General features: G+C 57.9%; 13 protein-coding genes and 5 pseudogenes. 13 read left to right on the forward strand and 5 right to left on the reverse strand.

Translation table 11 applies throughout. The features are described 5' to 3' along the window. From GM30_RS19495 to GM30_RS19515, 5 genes and pseudogenes are all read left to right on the forward strand, one after another. A pseudogene (locus GM30_RS19495) lies at nucleotides 1-472 on the forward strand (ABC transporter permease); the annotation flags it as partial. Further along, the gene (locus GM30_RS19500; protein ID WP_049849958.1) at nucleotides 465-1,301 is read left to right on the forward strand and encodes an ABC transporter ATP-binding protein; all 837 of its coding nucleotides are present in this window, start codon (nucleotides 465-467) and stop codon (nucleotides 1,299-1,301) included. The pseudogene GM30_RS19495 and the gene GM30_RS19500, both read left to right, overlap by 8 nt. Beyond that, on the forward strand, nucleotides 1,288-1,992 hold the full coding sequence (locus tag GM30_RS19505) for an ABC transporter ATP-binding protein (RefSeq protein ID WP_049849959.1): 705 nt from the start codon (nucleotides 1,288-1,290) through the stop codon (nucleotides 1,990-1,992). The genes GM30_RS19500 and GM30_RS19505 overlap by 14 nt, the downstream gene beginning before the upstream one ends. Nucleotides 1,993-2,040: 48 nt before the next feature. Further along, on the forward strand, nucleotides 2,041-2,964 hold the full coding sequence (locus GM30_RS19510; RefSeq protein ID WP_049849960.1) for a YbdK family carboxylate-amine ligase: 924 nt from the start codon (nucleotides 2,041-2,043) through the stop codon (nucleotides 2,962-2,964). Between the two features lie 69 nt (nucleotides 2,965-3,033). Beyond that, a complete protein-coding gene (locus GM30_RS19515; protein WP_049849961.1) occupies nucleotides 3,034-3,285 on the forward strand; it encodes a DUF1158 domain-containing protein in 252 nt (83 codons plus the stop codon). A 42-nt stretch (nucleotides 3,286-3,327) separates the two neighbouring features. Here the strand turns inward: GM30_RS19515 and GM30_RS19520 are convergent, their stop codons facing one another. Both GM30_RS19520 and GM30_RS19525 read right to left on the reverse strand, forming a co-directional pair. After that, on the reverse strand, nucleotides 3,328-3,669 hold the full coding sequence (locus GM30_RS19520; RefSeq protein ID WP_049849962.1) for a RamA family antibiotic efflux transcriptional regulator: 342 nt from the start codon (nucleotides 3,667-3,669) through the stop codon (nucleotides 3,328-3,330). Nucleotides 3,670-3,700: 31 nt separating this feature from the next. Continuing rightward, nucleotides 3,701-4,816, reverse strand: coding sequence for an MBL fold metallo-hydrolase (locus tag GM30_RS19525; RefSeq protein WP_162213001.1), 1,116 nt, complete (start codon nucleotides 4,814-4,816; stop codon nucleotides 3,701-3,703). Between the two features lie 178 nt (nucleotides 4,817-4,994). On the opposite strand from GM30_RS19525, the gene GM30_RS19530 reads away from it, so the two are divergent. From GM30_RS19530 to nfsB, 3 genes are all read left to right on the forward strand, one after another. Further along, nucleotides 4,995-5,576 carry a TetR/AcrR family transcriptional regulator gene (locus GM30_RS19530; RefSeq protein ID WP_049849964.1) on the forward strand — a complete coding sequence of 194 codons (582 nt, stop codon included), beginning with the start codon at nucleotides 4,995-4,997 and terminating at the stop codon, nucleotides 5,574-5,576. Beyond that, nucleotides 5,576-5,944, forward strand: a complete 369-nt coding sequence (locus tag GM30_RS19535) for an MmcQ/YjbR family DNA-binding protein (protein ID WP_049849965.1) — start codon at nucleotides 5,576-5,578, stop codon at nucleotides 5,942-5,944. Before GM30_RS19530 ends, GM30_RS19535 begins: the two co-directional genes overlap by 1 nt. A gap of 97 nt (nucleotides 5,945-6,041) precedes the next feature. Further along, the gene (nfsB, locus tag GM30_RS19540) at nucleotides 6,042-6,695 is read left to right on the forward strand and encodes an oxygen-insensitive NAD(P)H nitroreductase (protein WP_049849966.1); all 654 of its coding nucleotides are present in this window, start codon (nucleotides 6,042-6,044) and stop codon (nucleotides 6,693-6,695) included. A gap of 45 nt (nucleotides 6,696-6,740) precedes the next feature. Here nfsB and pheP read toward each other — a convergent pair whose 3' ends face one another. From pheP to GM30_RS19555, 3 genes and pseudogenes are all read right to left on the reverse strand, one after another. After that, the gene (gene pheP, locus GM30_RS19545) at nucleotides 6,741-8,132 is read right to left on the reverse strand and encodes a phenylalanine transporter (protein WP_049849967.1); all 1,392 of its coding nucleotides are present in this window, start codon (nucleotides 8,130-8,132) and stop codon (nucleotides 6,741-6,743) included. Between the two features lie 122 nt (nucleotides 8,133-8,254). After that, a pseudogene (locus GM30_RS19550) lies at nucleotides 8,255-10,332 on the reverse strand (TonB-dependent receptor). Nucleotides 10,333-10,395: 63 nt separating this feature from the next. Continuing rightward, nucleotides 10,396-11,478 (reverse strand): YncE family protein, encoded by a 1,083-nt coding sequence (locus GM30_RS19555; protein WP_049849968.1) that lies wholly within the window; start codon nucleotides 11,476-11,478, stop codon nucleotides 10,396-10,398. A 302-nt stretch (nucleotides 11,479-11,780) separates the two neighbouring features. On the opposite strand from GM30_RS19555, the gene dcuR reads away from it, so the two are divergent. From dcuR to GM30_RS19580, 5 genes and pseudogenes are all read left to right on the forward strand, one after another. Beyond that, a complete protein-coding gene (gene dcuR, locus GM30_RS19560; RefSeq protein ID WP_049849969.1) occupies nucleotides 11,781-12,500 on the forward strand; it encodes a two-component system response regulator DcuR in 720 nt (239 codons plus the stop codon). 133 nt (nucleotides 12,501-12,633) lie between these two features. Then, nucleotides 12,634-13,083: a peptidoglycan-binding protein LysM gene (lysM, locus tag GM30_RS19565; protein ID WP_049849970.1), complete on the forward strand. Its 450-nt coding sequence runs from the start codon at nucleotides 12,634-12,636 to the stop codon at nucleotides 13,081-13,083. A 291-nt stretch (nucleotides 13,084-13,374) separates the two neighbouring features. Further along, nucleotides 13,375-14,624, forward strand: a pseudogene (gene otnK / locus GM30_RS19570) (3-oxo-tetronate kinase). Beyond that, nucleotides 14,621-15,253 (forward strand): annotated as a pseudogene (gene otnC / locus GM30_RS19575) (3-oxo-tetronate 4-phosphate decarboxylase); the annotation flags it as partial. The pseudogenes otnK and otnC, both read left to right, overlap by 4 nt. Continuing rightward, nucleotides 15,249-15,915 (forward strand): annotated as a pseudogene (locus GM30_RS19580) (DeoR/GlpR family DNA-binding transcription regulator); the annotation flags it as partial. The pseudogenes otnC and GM30_RS19580, both read left to right, overlap by 5 nt.

The raw sequence follows: 15,915 nt of genomic DNA on the forward strand, positions 1-15,915 counted from the left end.
ATTACGGCGGCTGGCTGGAACGCGTGCTGATGCGCTTTACCGACGTGGTGATGTCGATGCCGCGTCTGATTCTGGCCTTTGCCTTTGTCGCCATGCTTGGCCCCGGTCTGGTCAACGGCGCGCTGGCGCTGGCGTTAACCACCTGGCCTGCCTACGCCCGCCAGGCACGCAGTGAAATTCAGCGTCTGCGCCACAGCGACTATCTTGCGGCAGCAGAGATGATGGGCATTCGCGGCCTGCGTTTGTTAGCGGGCCATATTCTGCCGCTGTGTCTGCCGTCCGCCCTTGTNTCGGCCTCGGCGCGCGCCCACCGATGTCTGAATGGGGTGCGATGATCGCCGATGGCATGCAGGTCATTTTCGACCAGTGGTGGGTGGCTGCCATTCCGGGGGCGGCGATTTTGCTCGCCAGCCTCGCCTTTAACCTGCTGGGCGACGGCCTGCGCGACGTTCTGGAGCCGCAACATGACTGACTTACGCCTGTCCGTTGACCGACTGAATATCGACTACCCCGGCGCGCGGGTGGTGAACAACCTGAGTTTTACGCTCGGCACCGAGCGGCTGGCGCTGGTGGGCGAATCCGGCTCCGGCAAATCGATGACCGCCCGCGCACTGATGGGGCTGGTGCGTAAACCCGGCGTTGTCAGCGCCAGTACGCTCAACGTGCTGGGGAACAATCTCCTCGCCCTGCGTCCGCGCGACTGGCAGCAGCTGCGCGGCAACGGTATCGCGATGGTGTTGCAGGACCCGCGTTACGCCCTGAACCCGGTGAAAACGGTGCATGCGCAAATCAGCGAGGCGCTGACCCTGCATCAGCGGTTGAGCCGCGCGCAGCGTGAGGAAAAAATCCAGCAGGCGATCGCGGCCGTCGGGCTTGAGCCGCGCGTCTTACAGCGCTACCCCGGCGAGCTCTCGGGCGGCATGGGCCAGCGAGTGATGATCGCCATCGCGCTGGTCAACGATCCGCAGATATTAATTGCCGATGAACCGACCTCCGCCCTCGACGCCCGCCTGCGTAATCAAATTCTTGAATTGCTGGTGGAGCAGTGCGAACAGCGGCGCATGGCGATGTTGCTGATCAGCCATGACCTGCCGCTGGTGGCGGAACACTGCCATCGTGTACTGGTGATGTATCAGGGCGAAAAAGTCGACGAAATGGCCGCCTCGCAGCTGCCGCACGCCACGCATCCCTACACGCGGACGCTGTGGACCTGTCGTCCGAACGCCAGCACCTGGGGAACAATGCTGCCGACCCTCGACCGCAGCCTGAACTTTACGGAGCAGCCGCATGACCATCGTTAACGTTGAGGCGCTTCAGGTGCGCTTTGCGGACAAAGTTGCCGTCCGTGATGCGGCGTTCCGCGTCGAGGCCGGGGAAACGTTCAGTCTGATCGGCGCGTCCGGCTGCGGTAAATCAACCCTGTTGCGCGTCCTGGCCGGGTTGCAGCGCGAATGGCAGGGGCAGGTGTCGCTGTTTGATTCGCCTGTCCGCCCTGGCGCCCGCTTTCAGGGCGTGCTGCGGCGCAACGTGCAGATGGTGTTTCAGGATCCCTACGCCTCGCTGCATCCCAACCATACGCTGTACCGCACGCTGGCAGAGCCGCTGAAAATTCACGGCGAAACCGACATCAAACACCGCGTGACCACCGCGTTGACCGACGTCGGTCTGCCCGCCGACGCCGTGTTGCGCTACCCACATCAGTTGTCCGGCGGCCAGCGCCAGCGCGTGGCGATTGCCCGTGCGTTGCTGCTGCGGCCAAAATTGCTGCTGCTGGATGAGCCGACATCAGCGCTGGATATGTCGGTGCAGGCGGAAATCCTTAACCTGTTGAATCGACTGAAGACAGAGCACGGGATGACCTATCTGCTGGTCAGCCATGATGCGGACGTGATTGCGCATATGTCTGATCGCGCCGCGTTTATGGCTGACGGCGCCATCCAGCGCATGTTCGATCGCCCGGCGCTGGCACGTGGCGAGCACCGGATGGGGTAACGGCGGCATTCTTTCCTATACTGACAATAAAATGTCAGGGAGTTGCCTATGTCTTTACCCGATTTCCACGTCTCCGATCCTTTCACGCTGGGCATTGAACTGGAACTGCAGGTGGTGACGCCACCGGGTTACGATCTCAGTCAGGATTCCGCCACACTCATCGATGCCGCGAAAGCGGACGTCAAAGCCGGCGAAGTAAAGCACGATATCACTGAAAGCATGCTGGAAATCGCCACCGGCGTTTGCAAGGACATTCATCAGGCCAGCGCGCAGTTTGCTGCCATCCAGCAAATTCTGTTACGCGCCGCCGACGCCCATCATCTGCAAATCTGTGGCGGCGGGGGGCACCTGGAGCATTTTGGCTATCTGGTACGTCAGGCCACGGTCTTCGGTCAGCATGTGCATGTCGGCTGTCAGAGCGGCGATGACGCTATCTATCTGCTGCATGGTCTGTCGCGCTTCGTGCCGCATTTTATTGCCATCAACGCCACTTCACCCTGGTCGCAGGGCAGCGACACGCAGTTCGCCTCTTCCCGGCTGAACATTTTTTCCGCTTTCCCGGACATGGGCGCGATGCCGTGGGTCAGTAACTGGCAGCAGTTCGAAGGGCTTTTCCGCCGCCTGAGCTACACCAGCATGATCGATGGCATTAAAGATCTGCACTGGGATATTCGCCCGAGCCCCGATTTCGGCACCGTGGAAGTGCGGGTGATGGACACCCCGCTGACGCTGGCGCAGGCGGTGAACATGGCGGGGCTCCTCCCNACCATCAGTGAGGACATCACCCGCCTGCTGGATAAGATTGCCCCGTACGGCGACAAGCTCGGCGCCAGTAGCGCGCTGAAAGAGATCGCCCGGCAGGTGAAACAGGGCGAAGGCGAAGCGCAGGGGATGCGTCAGTTCATTGCCGACGGCGGATCGCTGATTCAACTGGTGCAAAAACACTGCGAAATCTGGGCCGCCAGCGCGTAAATGCACTTTTTTTTGGCGAATGGTGAAAATTGCCGGACAATGGCTTTTTTAACTGATGATTAACACGTAATGAAACATCCGCTGGAATCGCTGATGACGGCCGCAGGCATTTTGCTGCTGGCTCTACTCTCTTGCCTGCTGCTGCCTGCCCCGTCGCTGGGGCTGACGCTGGCGCAATCGCTGATGGAAACGTTCCATTTTATGGATCTCAGTCAGCTGTATACGGTGCTGTTCTGCCTGTGGTTTTTACTGCTGGGAGCGATTGAATATGCTGTCATCCGCTTCGTCTGGCGCCGCTGGTTTTCGCTGGCGGAACGCTAAAAAATAGCCCCGGCGAACCGGGGCTTATGCAGGTGAATGGTGTCAAAGCACCTGGGTATGATTCTGTTTACGCCAGGCGCCCGGCGGCTGTTTGAACGTGCGGGTAAAGATGCGGGTAAACGTCTGCTGTGAGTCAAACCCATACTTCAGGCAGATGTCGTACACCCGCTGATCGGTATCCCGCAGGTCGCGCGCCGCCAGCAGCAGTTTGCGATCGCGAATATAGCGTCCCAGACTCTTCCCTGTGTACTGCAAAAACAGCCGTTGCAGATGCCATTTGGAGTATCCCGCATGGCGTGCGATGTCATCAATACGCAACGGTTGATGCAGATTGTCATCGATCCACTCGACAATTGTCTCGATAACCTGAGCGGAAATTGTCATACCTCCCTCCCCTCTTTTTACGGCACTGGGGTTATTCCCACCAGGCTCTGAATTGTTGGCTGCGATCGTTAACGCGCACCGGCTCGCCGATCACCGGCGTTAACAGGCGATAGCCTTTGTTGCGGCTGGCCAGCGCCAGCTGTTTATACGGATCGTCCCAGGTATGTTTCGCCAGCACAAACCGCCCGGCATGGCCCGGCAGTACCGCCTGTGCGTTGAGATCAACCGCCGCCTGCGCGGTCTCTTCCGGCATCATATGGACGTATTTCCAGTCCTGGTCATACTGGCCATTTTCCATAATGGCCAGATCAACGGTGCCAAACTGCTCGCCAATGGCCTTGAAATGCGGGCCATAGCCGCCGTCACCGCTGTAGTAAATGTTGTGTTGCGGGGTGACAAACATGAAGCTGCCCCACAGGGTCTGGTTGCGCTTAAGCCCACGTCCGGAGAAGTGCCGCGCGGGCAGGACATGCACGGTGAGCTGGTCAGTCACGCTGATCTGCTGCTGCCAGTCCGCCTCGGTGATTTTCTGGCTGTCCATGCCCCAGTACAGCAGATGCGACCCCACACCCAGCGGGGTGATCACGCGGTGGATCTTCGGCATCAGTGCGGTGATCGTCGCGTGGTCGAGGTGATCGTAATGGTCATGCGAGATGATCAGCAGGTCTATCTCCGGCATCTCTTCCGCCTTCCACGGATAGTCGCCAGCAAACGCTTTATTGAGGAATTTAAACGGCGCCGCATAGTTGCTGAACACCGGATCAATCAGAATGCGCTGCCCGGCCAGTTGCAGATACCAGGACGAGTGCCCCAGCCAGATCATCACTTCCTGTTCGCGCGGCAGGCTGGCGAGATCGGTATTCACCAGCGGCAGCGGCTGCAACGGGCGCGCGTTTTCGCGTTTCGTGGTCAGAAAGCCCCACCACGCCGCCAGCATGTTTTTATCACCGGTATAGCCCGGCGTCGGGAGCGGATAATGAAACTGCCCGTCCCGATAGTTAGGCGAGCTTTCCACCGCCGTCAGCTGTGCGCCCTGTGGCGCCTGCCCAAAACCGGCATTCAGTACAAACGGCAAACTGGCTGCTGAAGCAATTATCATGAGTACAACCACGCTGAAAATGAGTCGTTTCATATCCCGACCAGGCAGATCCGATCTGTTCCGTCAGAAGGCGAGTGTATTAGACTTGATTATGAGTGAGTAAGCACTCATTATAGGAATGAATAGAAAGTCGTCAAGACGATTTTCAAATTTTGACATTCCCCGTTGAAGTGCTGCATAACGCATGCTTCAATCAAGGTTTTCGCCGTCAGAGAGGTAAAGTGTAGTGGCTCGTCCAAAGAGTGAGGATAAAAAACAAGCGTTACTGGAAGCCGCCACGGCTGCCTTCGCGCAGTCAGGTTACGCGGCATCAACCGCAGCCATCGCCCGCAGCGCCGGGGTTGCTGAAGGAACGCTGTTTCGCTACTTCGCCACCAAAGACGATCTGCTTAATGTGCTTTACCTGCATATCAAGTCATCGCTTATCCAGTCGATGATCTCTGAGCTTGATCCCAATGCCACCACCCCGAAAGCGCACATGCGAAATATCTGGAACAGTTACATCGACTGGGGGGTGCGTAATCCCGTCTGCCATAAGGCGATCCGCCGCATGGCGCTGAGTGAAAAAATTACCGAAGAGACGCGATCGCAGGTGAGCAACATGTTCCCTGAACTGCACCAGTTGTGCGAACGATCGTTGCGTAAAGTCTTTCTTTCCGACAAGTATCAGGATTTTGGCGACGCCCTCTTCCTGGCGCTGGCGGAAACCACTATCGAATTTGCGGGGCATGAACCGCAACGCGCGCAGGAGCTTATCGCCCTTGGTTTTGAAACCATGTGGCTGGCGCTGGCAGAGGAAACCGCCTGATGAATGAAAAAACACTGCATGCCAGCGCGCACCGTCTCGCGCTGGAACTCCCTTTTACCGAGCAGTGCTGGCCGTTTGGGCCGGACTGCGACGTGTTTAAAGTGGGCGACCGGATGTTTATGCTGACCATGACGGTGCGCGGTCGCGCGCTGGTCAATCTGAAAGCCGATCCGCAGAAATCGCTGCTGCATCAGGAAATATACCGCAGCATCGAGCCGGGTTATCACATGAACAAAAAGCACTGGATCACCGTCGTGCCCGGCGAGGATATCAGTCATGAGCTGCTGGCCGATCTGATCGCCGATTCCTGGAATCTGGTGGTGGATAAGTTGCCGAAGCGGGATCAAAAACGGCTGCGCCCCGTGTGAGCCGCTGTCCGGGGCGATAACGGCATTTTTAACCCTTATCAAGGTGCCATCTTCACGGTAATCTGCCCTCAGTAAAAAACATCACTGAGGAGTATGTATGGATATCGTGTCTGTCGCCCTGAAGCGCCATTCCACCAAGGCCTTCGATCCCACTAAAAAACTGACCGCTGAGCAGGCTGAAAAGCTGAAAACCCTGTTGCAGTACAGCCCGTCAAGCACCAACTCTCAGCCATGGCACTTCATCCTCGCCAGCAGTGACGCAGGCAAAGCGCGCGTCGCCAAAGCCGCTGCCGGTAACTACGCTTTTAACGAGCGTAAAATCCTCGACGCATCGCACGTAGTGGTGTTCTGCGCCAAAACGGCGATCGACGATGCCTGGCTGGAAAAAGTGGTGGATCAGGAAGACAAAGACGGTCGTTTCGCCACTCCGGAAGCGAAAGCGGGTAACCAGAAAGGTCGCCGTTTCTTTGCCGATATGCACCGCATTGATCTGAAAGATGACGCGCACTGGGCTGCGAAACAGGTTTACCTCAACGTGGGCAACTTCCTGCTCGGTGTCGCCGCGCTGGGCCTCGACGCCGTGCCGGTGGAAGGGTTTGATGCCGCCATTATGGACGAAGAATTCGGCCTGAAAGCGAAAGGCTTTACCAGCGTAGTGGTGGTGCCGGTTGGCTATCACAGCGCGGAAGACTTCAACGCCACCCTGCCGAAATCCCGCCTGCCGCTCAGCACCACGCTGACGGAAGTGTAATCAGATTCAGGAACCCAACACTACGTTGGGTTCCTTTCCCTCTGGCTACCCTTTCCGCCGCAGCAGCTTAAACGCGACAAACAGGAAGAGCACCCACGCGGGCAGCAGAAGCGCGGAAAGGCGCATGCCGTCCATGGTGCACATCAGGCCGAGGATCATCAGCAGGAACACAATGCAGATGTAATTGCTGGCAGGCGACAGCAGCGCTTTAAACTTCGGCACTCTGCCCTTGCGGCGCTGCGCGGCGCGGAATTTCAGGTGCGCCATGCAGATCATCACCCAGTTCAGCAGCAGCGTGGCGACGACCAGCGCCATCAGCAGGCCAAAGGCTTTTTGCGGCAGCAGGTAGTTGATCAGCACCACCAGCGAGGTGATGGCCCCGGAGAGCAGCAGCGAGTTCACCGGCACGCCGCGACGGCTGATGCGGGTGAGAAACTTCGGCGCGTTGCCCTGAATCGAGAGGCCGAACAGCATGCGGCTGTTGGAGTAAACGCCGCTGTTGTAGACCGACAGCGAGGCCACAAGAATCACGAAATTCAGCGCAGATGCCACCACGTTGCTGTCAAGGTTATGGAAAATCATAACGAACGGACTGCTGTCGGATTTGATTTCCACCCACGGATAGAGCGCCAGCAACACCACCAGCGAACCGATGTAAAACAGCAGGATGCGGTACACCACCTGGTTCACGGCTTTCGGAATGGTGGTTTCCGGATCGCGCGCTTCGGCGGCGGTAATGCCAATCAGCTCAAGGCCGCCAAAGGAGAACATGATCACCGCCAGCGACAAGATTAACCCCTGCCAGCCGGTTGCCAGGAAACCGTCAAACTTCCACAGATTATCAACGCTGGCGCGCTCGCCGCCGTGACCGGAAAACAGCATCCATAGCCCGAAACCCATCATGCCGATAATCGCCAGCACTTTGATCAGCGCAAACCAGAACTCGGTTTCGCCGTACAGACGAACGTTAACCAGATTGACGGCGTTGATGATAATGAAGAACGCGGCAGCCCAGATCCAGGTGGGGACGTCCGGGAGCCAGTAATGCATATAAATCCCGGCGGCGGTCAGTTCCGCCATGCCCACCAGCACGAACATCACCCAGTAGTTCCAGCCGGAAAGAAAACCAGCAAACGGTCCCCAGTATTTATAAGCGAAGTGCGCGAAGGAGCCAGATACCGGTTCCTCGACCACCATCTCGCCCAACTGGCGCATGATCAGAAACGCGATAATCCCGGCGATGGCATACCCCAACAGAACGGCCGGACCGGCCATCTGAATCGCCGGGCCAATCCCCAGAAACAGCCCGGTGCCGATAGCACCGCCGAGGGCAATAAGTTGAATATGACGGTTTTGTAATCCGCGGTGAAGCGTCGGCTCTTGCGACGACCCGGCATCCGTTTGCGACTTGTCGGATGCTAATGACGCGTTGTTCACGTCGTTCCCCTGTCTCTTTTTATAGAAGGGGCACCTTTTATCACTTAGGAAAAAATGTCGCAAGGTTATGGACGAAATGAGTGGCGCGGCAATAACTTGCCGCGCCAGGAGAGCGAAGGTGATCAGAAGTCGTAAGACATCGACACTTTCAGGGTACGCGGTTCGCCCTGGAAGATATAGGTGCCGTTGTCTTCCACGCTGGCCCAGTATTTCTCATTGGTGACGTTATCCACGCCAACGCGCCAGACCATTTCGTTCTGATCGGCGTTAAGACGCATTTTGTAACGCACGCCGAGATCCAGCGTGGTGTAGCTGTCGAGTTTTTTGCTGTTCGCCGCGTCGGTATACTGCGAACCGGTGTGGTTCACTTTCGCCGTCGCCGTCAGCCCCTCAACTGGCTTGATGTCATACTCCGCGCCCAGTACCGCATAGAAGCGGGCAACGCCAATCGCGTCATGACCGTCATTGGTGCCGCCTGCGGTTTTGGTCAACTCAGGATCGAGCCAGGTGGTGCTGCCGTTCAGACGCAGCCCCAGCAGCGGTTCGCCAAAGACGTTCAGCTCAACGCCACGGTTACGCTGCTCGCCGTCCAGCGTGTAGACGTTGTTGCTGTTGAGAATGGGGGGGGGGGCCGTAGTTCTCCGCCCCTTTCGGCGCGTTATCGCCCGGCTGCAGCGCTTCGGTGTAGTTGGCGTACAGCGACAACACCTCCCACGGTTTGTAAACCAGACCATAGGTCGGCATCCAGCGGCTCTGGGTATAACGGCTGGTGGTATCTTCCAGACCGGTGGCGTTGCTGTAGTTACGCACCACCACTTTCTGATGACGCGCCCCGGCGGTGAACAGCAGAGAATCGTCGAAGAAGCCCAGCGTGTCGCTCAGTAACCAGCCCTGGGTACGGTTGCGCGCGGTGGTCAACGGATCTAAATAGTTGCCACCGAAGAAGGTGTTGTCCGGCATGGCAACATCACGATTATCATAAATATTGGTGGTCGGATTGTTGGTCGCCATGCGCCAGGCGGTTTTATCGCTCTTGATCTGCGCCGAGTAGCCGACGTTGACTTTATGCGACACCGGGCCGGTATCGAAATCGCCGCGCAGACCGGCCATGCCGCTGTACGCGTCGATGATACGGTTGGTGTCGAGACGCCCGACCGTCGCGTCGCCGCTTTCGTTGATCAGTTTCGGCGCGCTGTAAACCCCCACTTCATGGGCGTGCTGTGCGCCAAATGCGGCGTAGGTGGTCCAGCTGTCGGTCAGATCAAACTCGGCTTTTGCCATGCCGAATTCGTTTTCGATGTCGCTGTAGCCCCACTTCTGCGCGTAATTATTCCGCGTGTCCGGCACGTCAGGAATAAAGTCGACGCCGCTGATATTGAGGCCCATCGTGCCACCGTGGAACGTCTTTTTCTGATAGCCGAAGTCCAGCGAAGTGCGGAAGCGGTCGCCGCGATAATCCAGCCCCAGCGAGGCCAGCGTGGTGCGGCGTTTATCCGCATCTACCGCCGTTTCGCCTTCGCGGTGCNCCAAAGCGACGCCCCAGATCCAGCGAGCCGCCCACCTGGGAATCAGAGGTGTAATCCACACCCACCCGGGTGGTTGGCGTATCTTCCGCGCGCTTCGGCTCGAGGTTGATCATCCCGCCGACGCCGCTGCTCGCCGCGCCGTTCACCAGCGCGTTCGCGCCTTTGAAAATCTCGACGCGTTCCAGCATCTGGGTGTCCATCACCTGACGCGGTACCACGCCCGGCAGACCGCCCATGGTCATGTCATCGCCATCAAGTTTAAAACCGCGGATGCGGTAGGTTTCGGCAAAGTTGCCATAACCCTGCACCGCCTGCACGCTGGCGTCGTTGCTGACTACGTCGGCAATGGTTTTGGCCTGCTGATCCTGCACCAGCTTCGAGGTGTAGCCGATGACGTTGAACGGCACGTCCATCGCTTTTTGCTCGCCGAGCATTCCCAGACGCCCGCCGTGGGCGATTTGCCCGTCAAGAAAGGCCGGAACCAGCGCGTCGCCGCCGGGTTTAAAATCGCTCCCGTCGGTGCCCTGAACCACCATCGTTTCTTCCGCCGTTTTTTTCTTTGTGGCGTCGGTTGAGGTGGTAGTCGCGGCGCTGGCGGTGTGGCTCAGCGCGCCAATCGCTAACGCCAGCAGCGTTTTGCGTAACGGTAAAGACAGTGAATTGGTGTTGTGCATAATTCGCTCTTTATAGAGGCCAAGTGAAACAAACAAGGCCCGACGCATGGCCGGGCCGGGTAATTAATGGGTTAAATCAAGACGAACAACGCTGTCCGGACCTTTTGTGGAGTGGTCCTTATTGAACGGTTGTTTGACGGTGACAAACAGGGTTTGCCCGTCGGCGGACAGCGTCAGGCTGTTCGGGTGCGGCGGCAGATCCCAGCTTTTTTTCACGGTATAGCGCGTGGCGTCGAGGCTCAGCACTTTCCCGCTATCGCGCTGCGAAATGTAAATCTCATGGCGTTTCGGGTTGAACAGCACCGAAAGCGAGTCGCCGACGTCGAGCTGCTTAATCACCTTGCCGGTGTGGATATCCAGCACCAGGGTGGTTTTCGCTTTTGAATTATCGGTAACGAACAGGCGACCGGTGTCGGCGTCTTCCGCAAGGTTCAACAACAGCGCGGGTTTCTCACCGAGCGGTTTCCAGCGCTGTTCGACGCGGTTGTTGCGCGGGTTGATCACCAGAATTTCGCCGCTGCCGTTCGCCGCGTACAGGCGTCCGGTTTGATCGGAATAATGCAGGCCGGTCATCCACTTGCCGGTATTTTTGATGCGGGTTTTCAGCTTCAGGGTGTTAGCGTCAACCACCCAGATCAACGCCGGATCGGCCACCGCGCCAACGTACAGCGTGTCGCCGTGCAGCAGGATCTGCCGCGCGCCGTACGGCAGACCTTTCTCGTTGCGCTCGCTGAACAGCAGGCGGGCTTTCACTTTGCCGTCGGCGGTATTGATGGCGCTGATGCCGCCATCCAGTGAGTTGGTCACGTACAGCGTTTTACCGTCCGGGGTGATCTGCATGGCGAAATTTTTCAGATCGGTATGCGTCGCACCGAGGGTTTTCAGCGTCGCCGGATCGAGCTTGTAGACCATCCCGCCCTGCACATCTTTAAAGCCTTCGGCGCTGGCGACATACAGCGCGTCACCCGTCGGGCTCAGCGCCATCTCATACAGCCCTTCCGCCAGGGAACGCTTAACGATATCGGTCGAGGGGGTGGACGCCACCGCAGGTTGTGCCGTCGCGGATGTTGAAGAGGACGGCTGCGTGGCACAGCCGCTCAGCGCCATAGTAAGTACCAGCGCCAGCGTGGAAAGTTGCATTTTCATCAGGGAATCCTTCACCAAAAAAATAAGCCGTGGCGCGACGCATCCGGATTTATGCGTTCCGGTTATCAGTCATCACGTCGCCGTGCGCCTCAGTGTTTCCCTGTGAACACATCCACTTGATTGCAGGAATCTCCGTGCCTCGCCTGCGAATAACAAAGAGAATGAGAACTATACGCATTATCTTTATCCAATCAAGTGTAATCGTTTACTATGCATAAAAATGCGGCCTGGCTCCGCCTTTGCGATTTGCCGACAATCGGCGATAATCGCCCCCCTTTGTCATTGGTCATAAGGAACATCGCGTGTTTAATGTTTTCATCGTCGAGGATGACGCCATGGTGGCGGAACTTAATCGCTGCTACGTCGCGCAGGTTCCCGGTTTTCAGTGCACCGGCACCGCATCGACACTCGGCGAGGCCAGGGAGAGGATTAACGATCCCACGGTGGCTATCGATCTTATCCTGCTGGATGTCTGGCTGCGGCAGGAGAACGGACTGGATCTGCTGCCGGTGCTGCGCGCGTCGGGCCGGACAGCCGATGTGATCATGATTTCGTCCGCTTCCGATGCGCCGACCATTCAGAAATCCCTGCACTACGGCGTGGTGGATTACCTGATCAAACCGTTCAAATTCCCGCGTTTTGAAGAGGCGCTGACCGCCTGGAAAACGAAAGAAACGCAGTTCAGGGCGCAAAAACAGTACGCGCAGGCGGATATCGATCGTCTGCTCCACGGCGTGGCGCCTGATGCGGCGGAGTCTCATACCTTGCCGAAGGGGTTAACGCTTCCCACGCTGCGCACGCTGTGCCAGTGGATCGATGCCCATGCCGATCTTGAGTTTTCGACGGACGATCTGTCGACCGCGGTGGGGATCTCGCGGGTCTCCTGCCGCAAATATCTGATCTGGCTGGCGCAAATCAACGTGCTGTTCACCCGCATTCAGTACGGCACCACCGGCCGCCCGGTCTACCGTTACCACTTACTGACGGAGCAGCACGCGCTGTTGAAACAGTTCTGTCAGTGATATATCGCTTCATAATCAAAACTATGGCGAATTTATCTTTCAGTAAGCGCGCCTCCCCACATTTTGCCGGTGTATTTTCGACTACGCTTATTGCTGTTTCTACCTGAAACATTCATCACACACAGGAGGATGTATGGGATTGTTCAGTTTTGTGAAAGAAGCGGGTGAAAAGATCTGGGACGCCGTATCGGGGAATGATAAAACCGCCCAGGCTGAAAAGTTAAAAGAGCATATCAACAAGCTTGGCCTGCCTGATTCAGACAAGGTCAACGTTGTGGTCAACGATAACGGGACGGCAACGGTCAGCGGCGATATTCTCTCTCAGGAAGCCAAAGAGAAGATCCTGGTCGCCATTGGCAACGTGGCAGGCATTAGCGGTATCGATGATAAAACCGCGGTCGCCCAGAGTGGCGCAGAAAGCAATTACTACACCGTAAAATCTGGCGATACCCTTAGCGCTATCGCGAAAAAGGAATACGGCAACGCCAATGACTACCAGCGTATTTTCGACGCCAACAAGCCGATGTTAAAACACCCCGATAAAATCTATCCCGGCCAGGTGCTGATCATTCCGAAGAAATAATCAGCGAGCCTGTTTGCCTCATCAGAAACAGCCCGGCCTGCATGTCGGGCTGTCTCTTTTTCACGATCTGCCTCGTGCGTGACAAATTTTCTCACCCTTTAACGAATCTTCACATCAGCCTGTGAGCACCGTTTTTATCTCACTCCTTAATTTATCGTTAATAAACAATAGATTAATCACAATTCAGACCTTTTGCCGATACCGTTGTTTGTGAGAACCATCATGTGAATGTGAAGTTTTCTGCTGAATAATAAGCTCAATTCTCAGACAACGTGAGCGGAGCAGGAATCCATGGCTGTCATGACCGGCGTCATTGCCGATGATTTTACCGGAGCAACCGACATTGCAAGCTTTATGGCGGAACAGGGATGGCGCGTGGCATTACTGCCAGGCATGCCGGACATGACGCAACGCTGGAGCGACGACGCCGATGCGATCGTCATCTCGCTGAAAAGCCGTTCGCTGCCTGCTGACGAGGCCGTGCGCCAGTCATTGCAGTGTTACCACTGGCTGAAACAGCAGGCCGGTGCGAAACAGATCTACTTCAAATACTGTTCCACGTTTGACTCCACCCCCGCAGGCAATATTGGCCCGGTGAGCGATGCGCTGCTGGAAGCCACCGGCGCGCCGTTGATCGTTCACTGCCCGGCGCTGCGAATGGCCGCACGGTGATCCACGGCCATCTGTTTGTGAATGGCGTGCTGCTGAATGAATCCGGCATGGAAAAGCACCCGCTTAACCCGATGACCGACGCCAGTCTTGAGCGGCTGCTGGCGCCGCAAACCCCGAACGCCACTGGCGTTATCAATCTCGCCACCGTGCAGGCGGGTGTGCAGGCAGTGACCGACGCGCTGCATCAGCACCAGCTGGCGGGCAACAAACACATTATTGTCGATACGCTGACCGAAGCCGATCTGCTGACTCTCGCCGACGCGTTGCAGTCGTACCCGTTGCTGGCAGGCGGTTCCGGGCTCGGCGGCGCGCTGGCGGCCACCGCACATCCACAGCATCCACTGGCACAGGCCAGCGGTTTTGCGNCGGTGATCCTGTCCGGCAGTTGTTCGTCGATGACCAACCGTCAGGTGAACGCCTATAAAGCCCAGGCCGCCAGTCTGCCGCTGGACGTCGCCCGCTGCATGGCGGATGACGCAGGCTATATCGATGAAATCGCCCTGTGGGCGCTGGCGCACCGGCATGATGCACACGCGCCGCTGGTTTACGCCACCCAGCCGCCGGATGTGCTGCGCACCATTCAACAGCGCTACGGCGAGCAGGCGGCAAGCCAGGCCGTCGAACGCACGTTTGCCCGTCTGACGATCGCCCTGCGCGACGCGGGTATTAACACCTTTATTGTTGCCGGTGGCGAAACCTCCGGCACGGTGGTGGAAGCGTTGCAGGTGAAACGCCTGACCACCGGGAAAGCCATCACCCCCGGCGTTCCGTGGGTTTTTGCCCCTGAGCAGCAACTGGCGCTGGCGCTGAAGTCCGGCAATTTCGGCCAGGCCGATTTCTTTTTCAAAGCGCAGGAGTACGCATTATGAGCCAGTTGACCGAACAACAGCTTCGCGAACAAATGGTTCACTACGGCCGCTCCCTGTTCAACCGTGGCTACAGCAGCGGCGGTGGCGGCAACCTCAGCGTCAAACTGCCGGACGGCGGCTATCTGGTGACGCCGACCAACTCCTGCCTCGGCGAACTGCAGGTGGATACCCTCAGTCGGCTGGATGCTGACGGTGTTCACATCGGCGGCGATCGCCCGTCGAAAGAGGTGCCGATGCACATGGCCTGGTACCGGCATCGCCCGGAGTGCGGCGCGGTGGTGCATCTGCACTCGCCGTGGCTGACCGCCCTCGCCTGCCTGCCGTGCAGCACGCCGGAAAACTGTCTGCCGCCGCTGACGCCCTATTACGTCATGCGTATCGGCCAGTTGCCGCTGCTGCCCTATTTCCGCCCCGGGCACGAAGGCATCGCCACGGCGCTGAGTGACATCGCCGCCAGCCATATCGCCGCATTGCTGGCGAATCACGGCCCGGTGGTGAGTGGGCGCTCGCTACGTGAAGCGGTGTTTAACACCGAAGAACTGGAAGACAGCGCGCGTATCTGGCTGACGCTGAAACCGCTGGGGTACGTTCCGCTGACACCCGCTGCGGTGGCCGAGCTGGAACAGGCCNNACATCCAGTTGCTCGAAGAAGAAGGGAAAGTGGTCGCCATCAACGGTGGTGTGAAGCTCAACAACCTGTTGAAATCTGAGCTGCCGTGGCGGGAAAAGGCCGAGCTGCACCATGACGTTAAACGCAAAATGGGCGCGCTGGCAGCGATGTTGATTGAGCCGGGCCAGACGCTGTATCTCGACGCGGGCACCTCGCTATTCGAAGTGGCGAAAGCAGTCGCCGCCAGCCACTGCTTTAACCTGACGGTGGTGACCAACGATTTTTCCATCAGCCACTACCTGATGGACATGCCGCACATCACGCTGTACCACACTGGCGGGCTGGTCGATCAGCGCAACCGCTCCTGTCTCGGCAAAAGCGCGGCTAACTTTTTGCACACCATTAACATCGACGTGGCGTTTCTCAGCTCGTCGTCATGGGATCTGGCGCGCGGCATGTCAACGCCCAGCGAAGGCAAAGCGTCGGTGAAAGAAGCGGTGCTGACGGTCTCCCGCCGTCGTGTGCTGGTCTGCGACAGCAGCAAATACGGCAAATATGGCATGTTCCATATCTGCGCGCTGAATCAGTTGACGGACATCGTGTCCGATCAGCACCTGCCTGCCGACGCGCAGGAGGCGATTCAGCAACAGGGCATCAAACTCCATCTCGTGGAGAGCAATG

The sequence above is a fragment of the Trabulsiella odontotermitis genome (assembly GCF_001188485.1).
GTDB lineage: Bacteria > Pseudomonadota > Gammaproteobacteria > Enterobacterales > Enterobacteriaceae > Trabulsiella > Trabulsiella odontotermitis_A.

What these genes read in the sequence shown, in the direction of transcription:
- GM30_RS19500 (WP_049849958.1), top strand. Translation starts at nt 465, where the DNA reads ATGACTGACTTACGCCTGTCCGTTGACCGACTGAATATCGACTACCCC.
- GM30_RS19505 (WP_049849959.1), top strand. Translation starts at nt 1,288, where the DNA reads ATGACCATCGTTAACGTTGAGGCGCTTCAGGTGCGCTTTGCGGACAAA.
- GM30_RS19515 (WP_049849961.1), top strand. Translation starts at nt 3,034, where the DNA reads ATGAAACATCCGCTGGAATCGCTGATGACGGCCGCAGGCATTTTGCTG.
- GM30_RS19520 (WP_049849962.1), bottom strand. Translation starts at nt 3,669, where the DNA reads ATGACAATTTCCGCTCAGGTTATCGAGACAATTGTCGAGTGGATCGAT.
- GM30_RS19535 (WP_049849965.1), top strand. Translation starts at nt 5,576, where the DNA reads ATGAATGAAAAAACACTGCATGCCAGCGCGCACCGTCTCGCGCTGGAA.
- nfsB (WP_049849966.1), top strand. Translation starts at nt 6,042, where the DNA reads ATGGATATCGTGTCTGTCGCCCTGAAGCGCCATTCCACCAAGGCCTTC.
- GM30_RS19555 (WP_049849968.1), bottom strand. Translation starts at nt 11,478, where the DNA reads ATGAAAATGCAACTTTCCACGCTGGCGCTGGTACTTACTATGGCGCTG.
- lysM (WP_049849970.1), top strand. Translation starts at nt 12,634, where the DNA reads ATGGGATTGTTCAGTTTTGTGAAAGAAGCGGGTGAAAAGATCTGGGAC.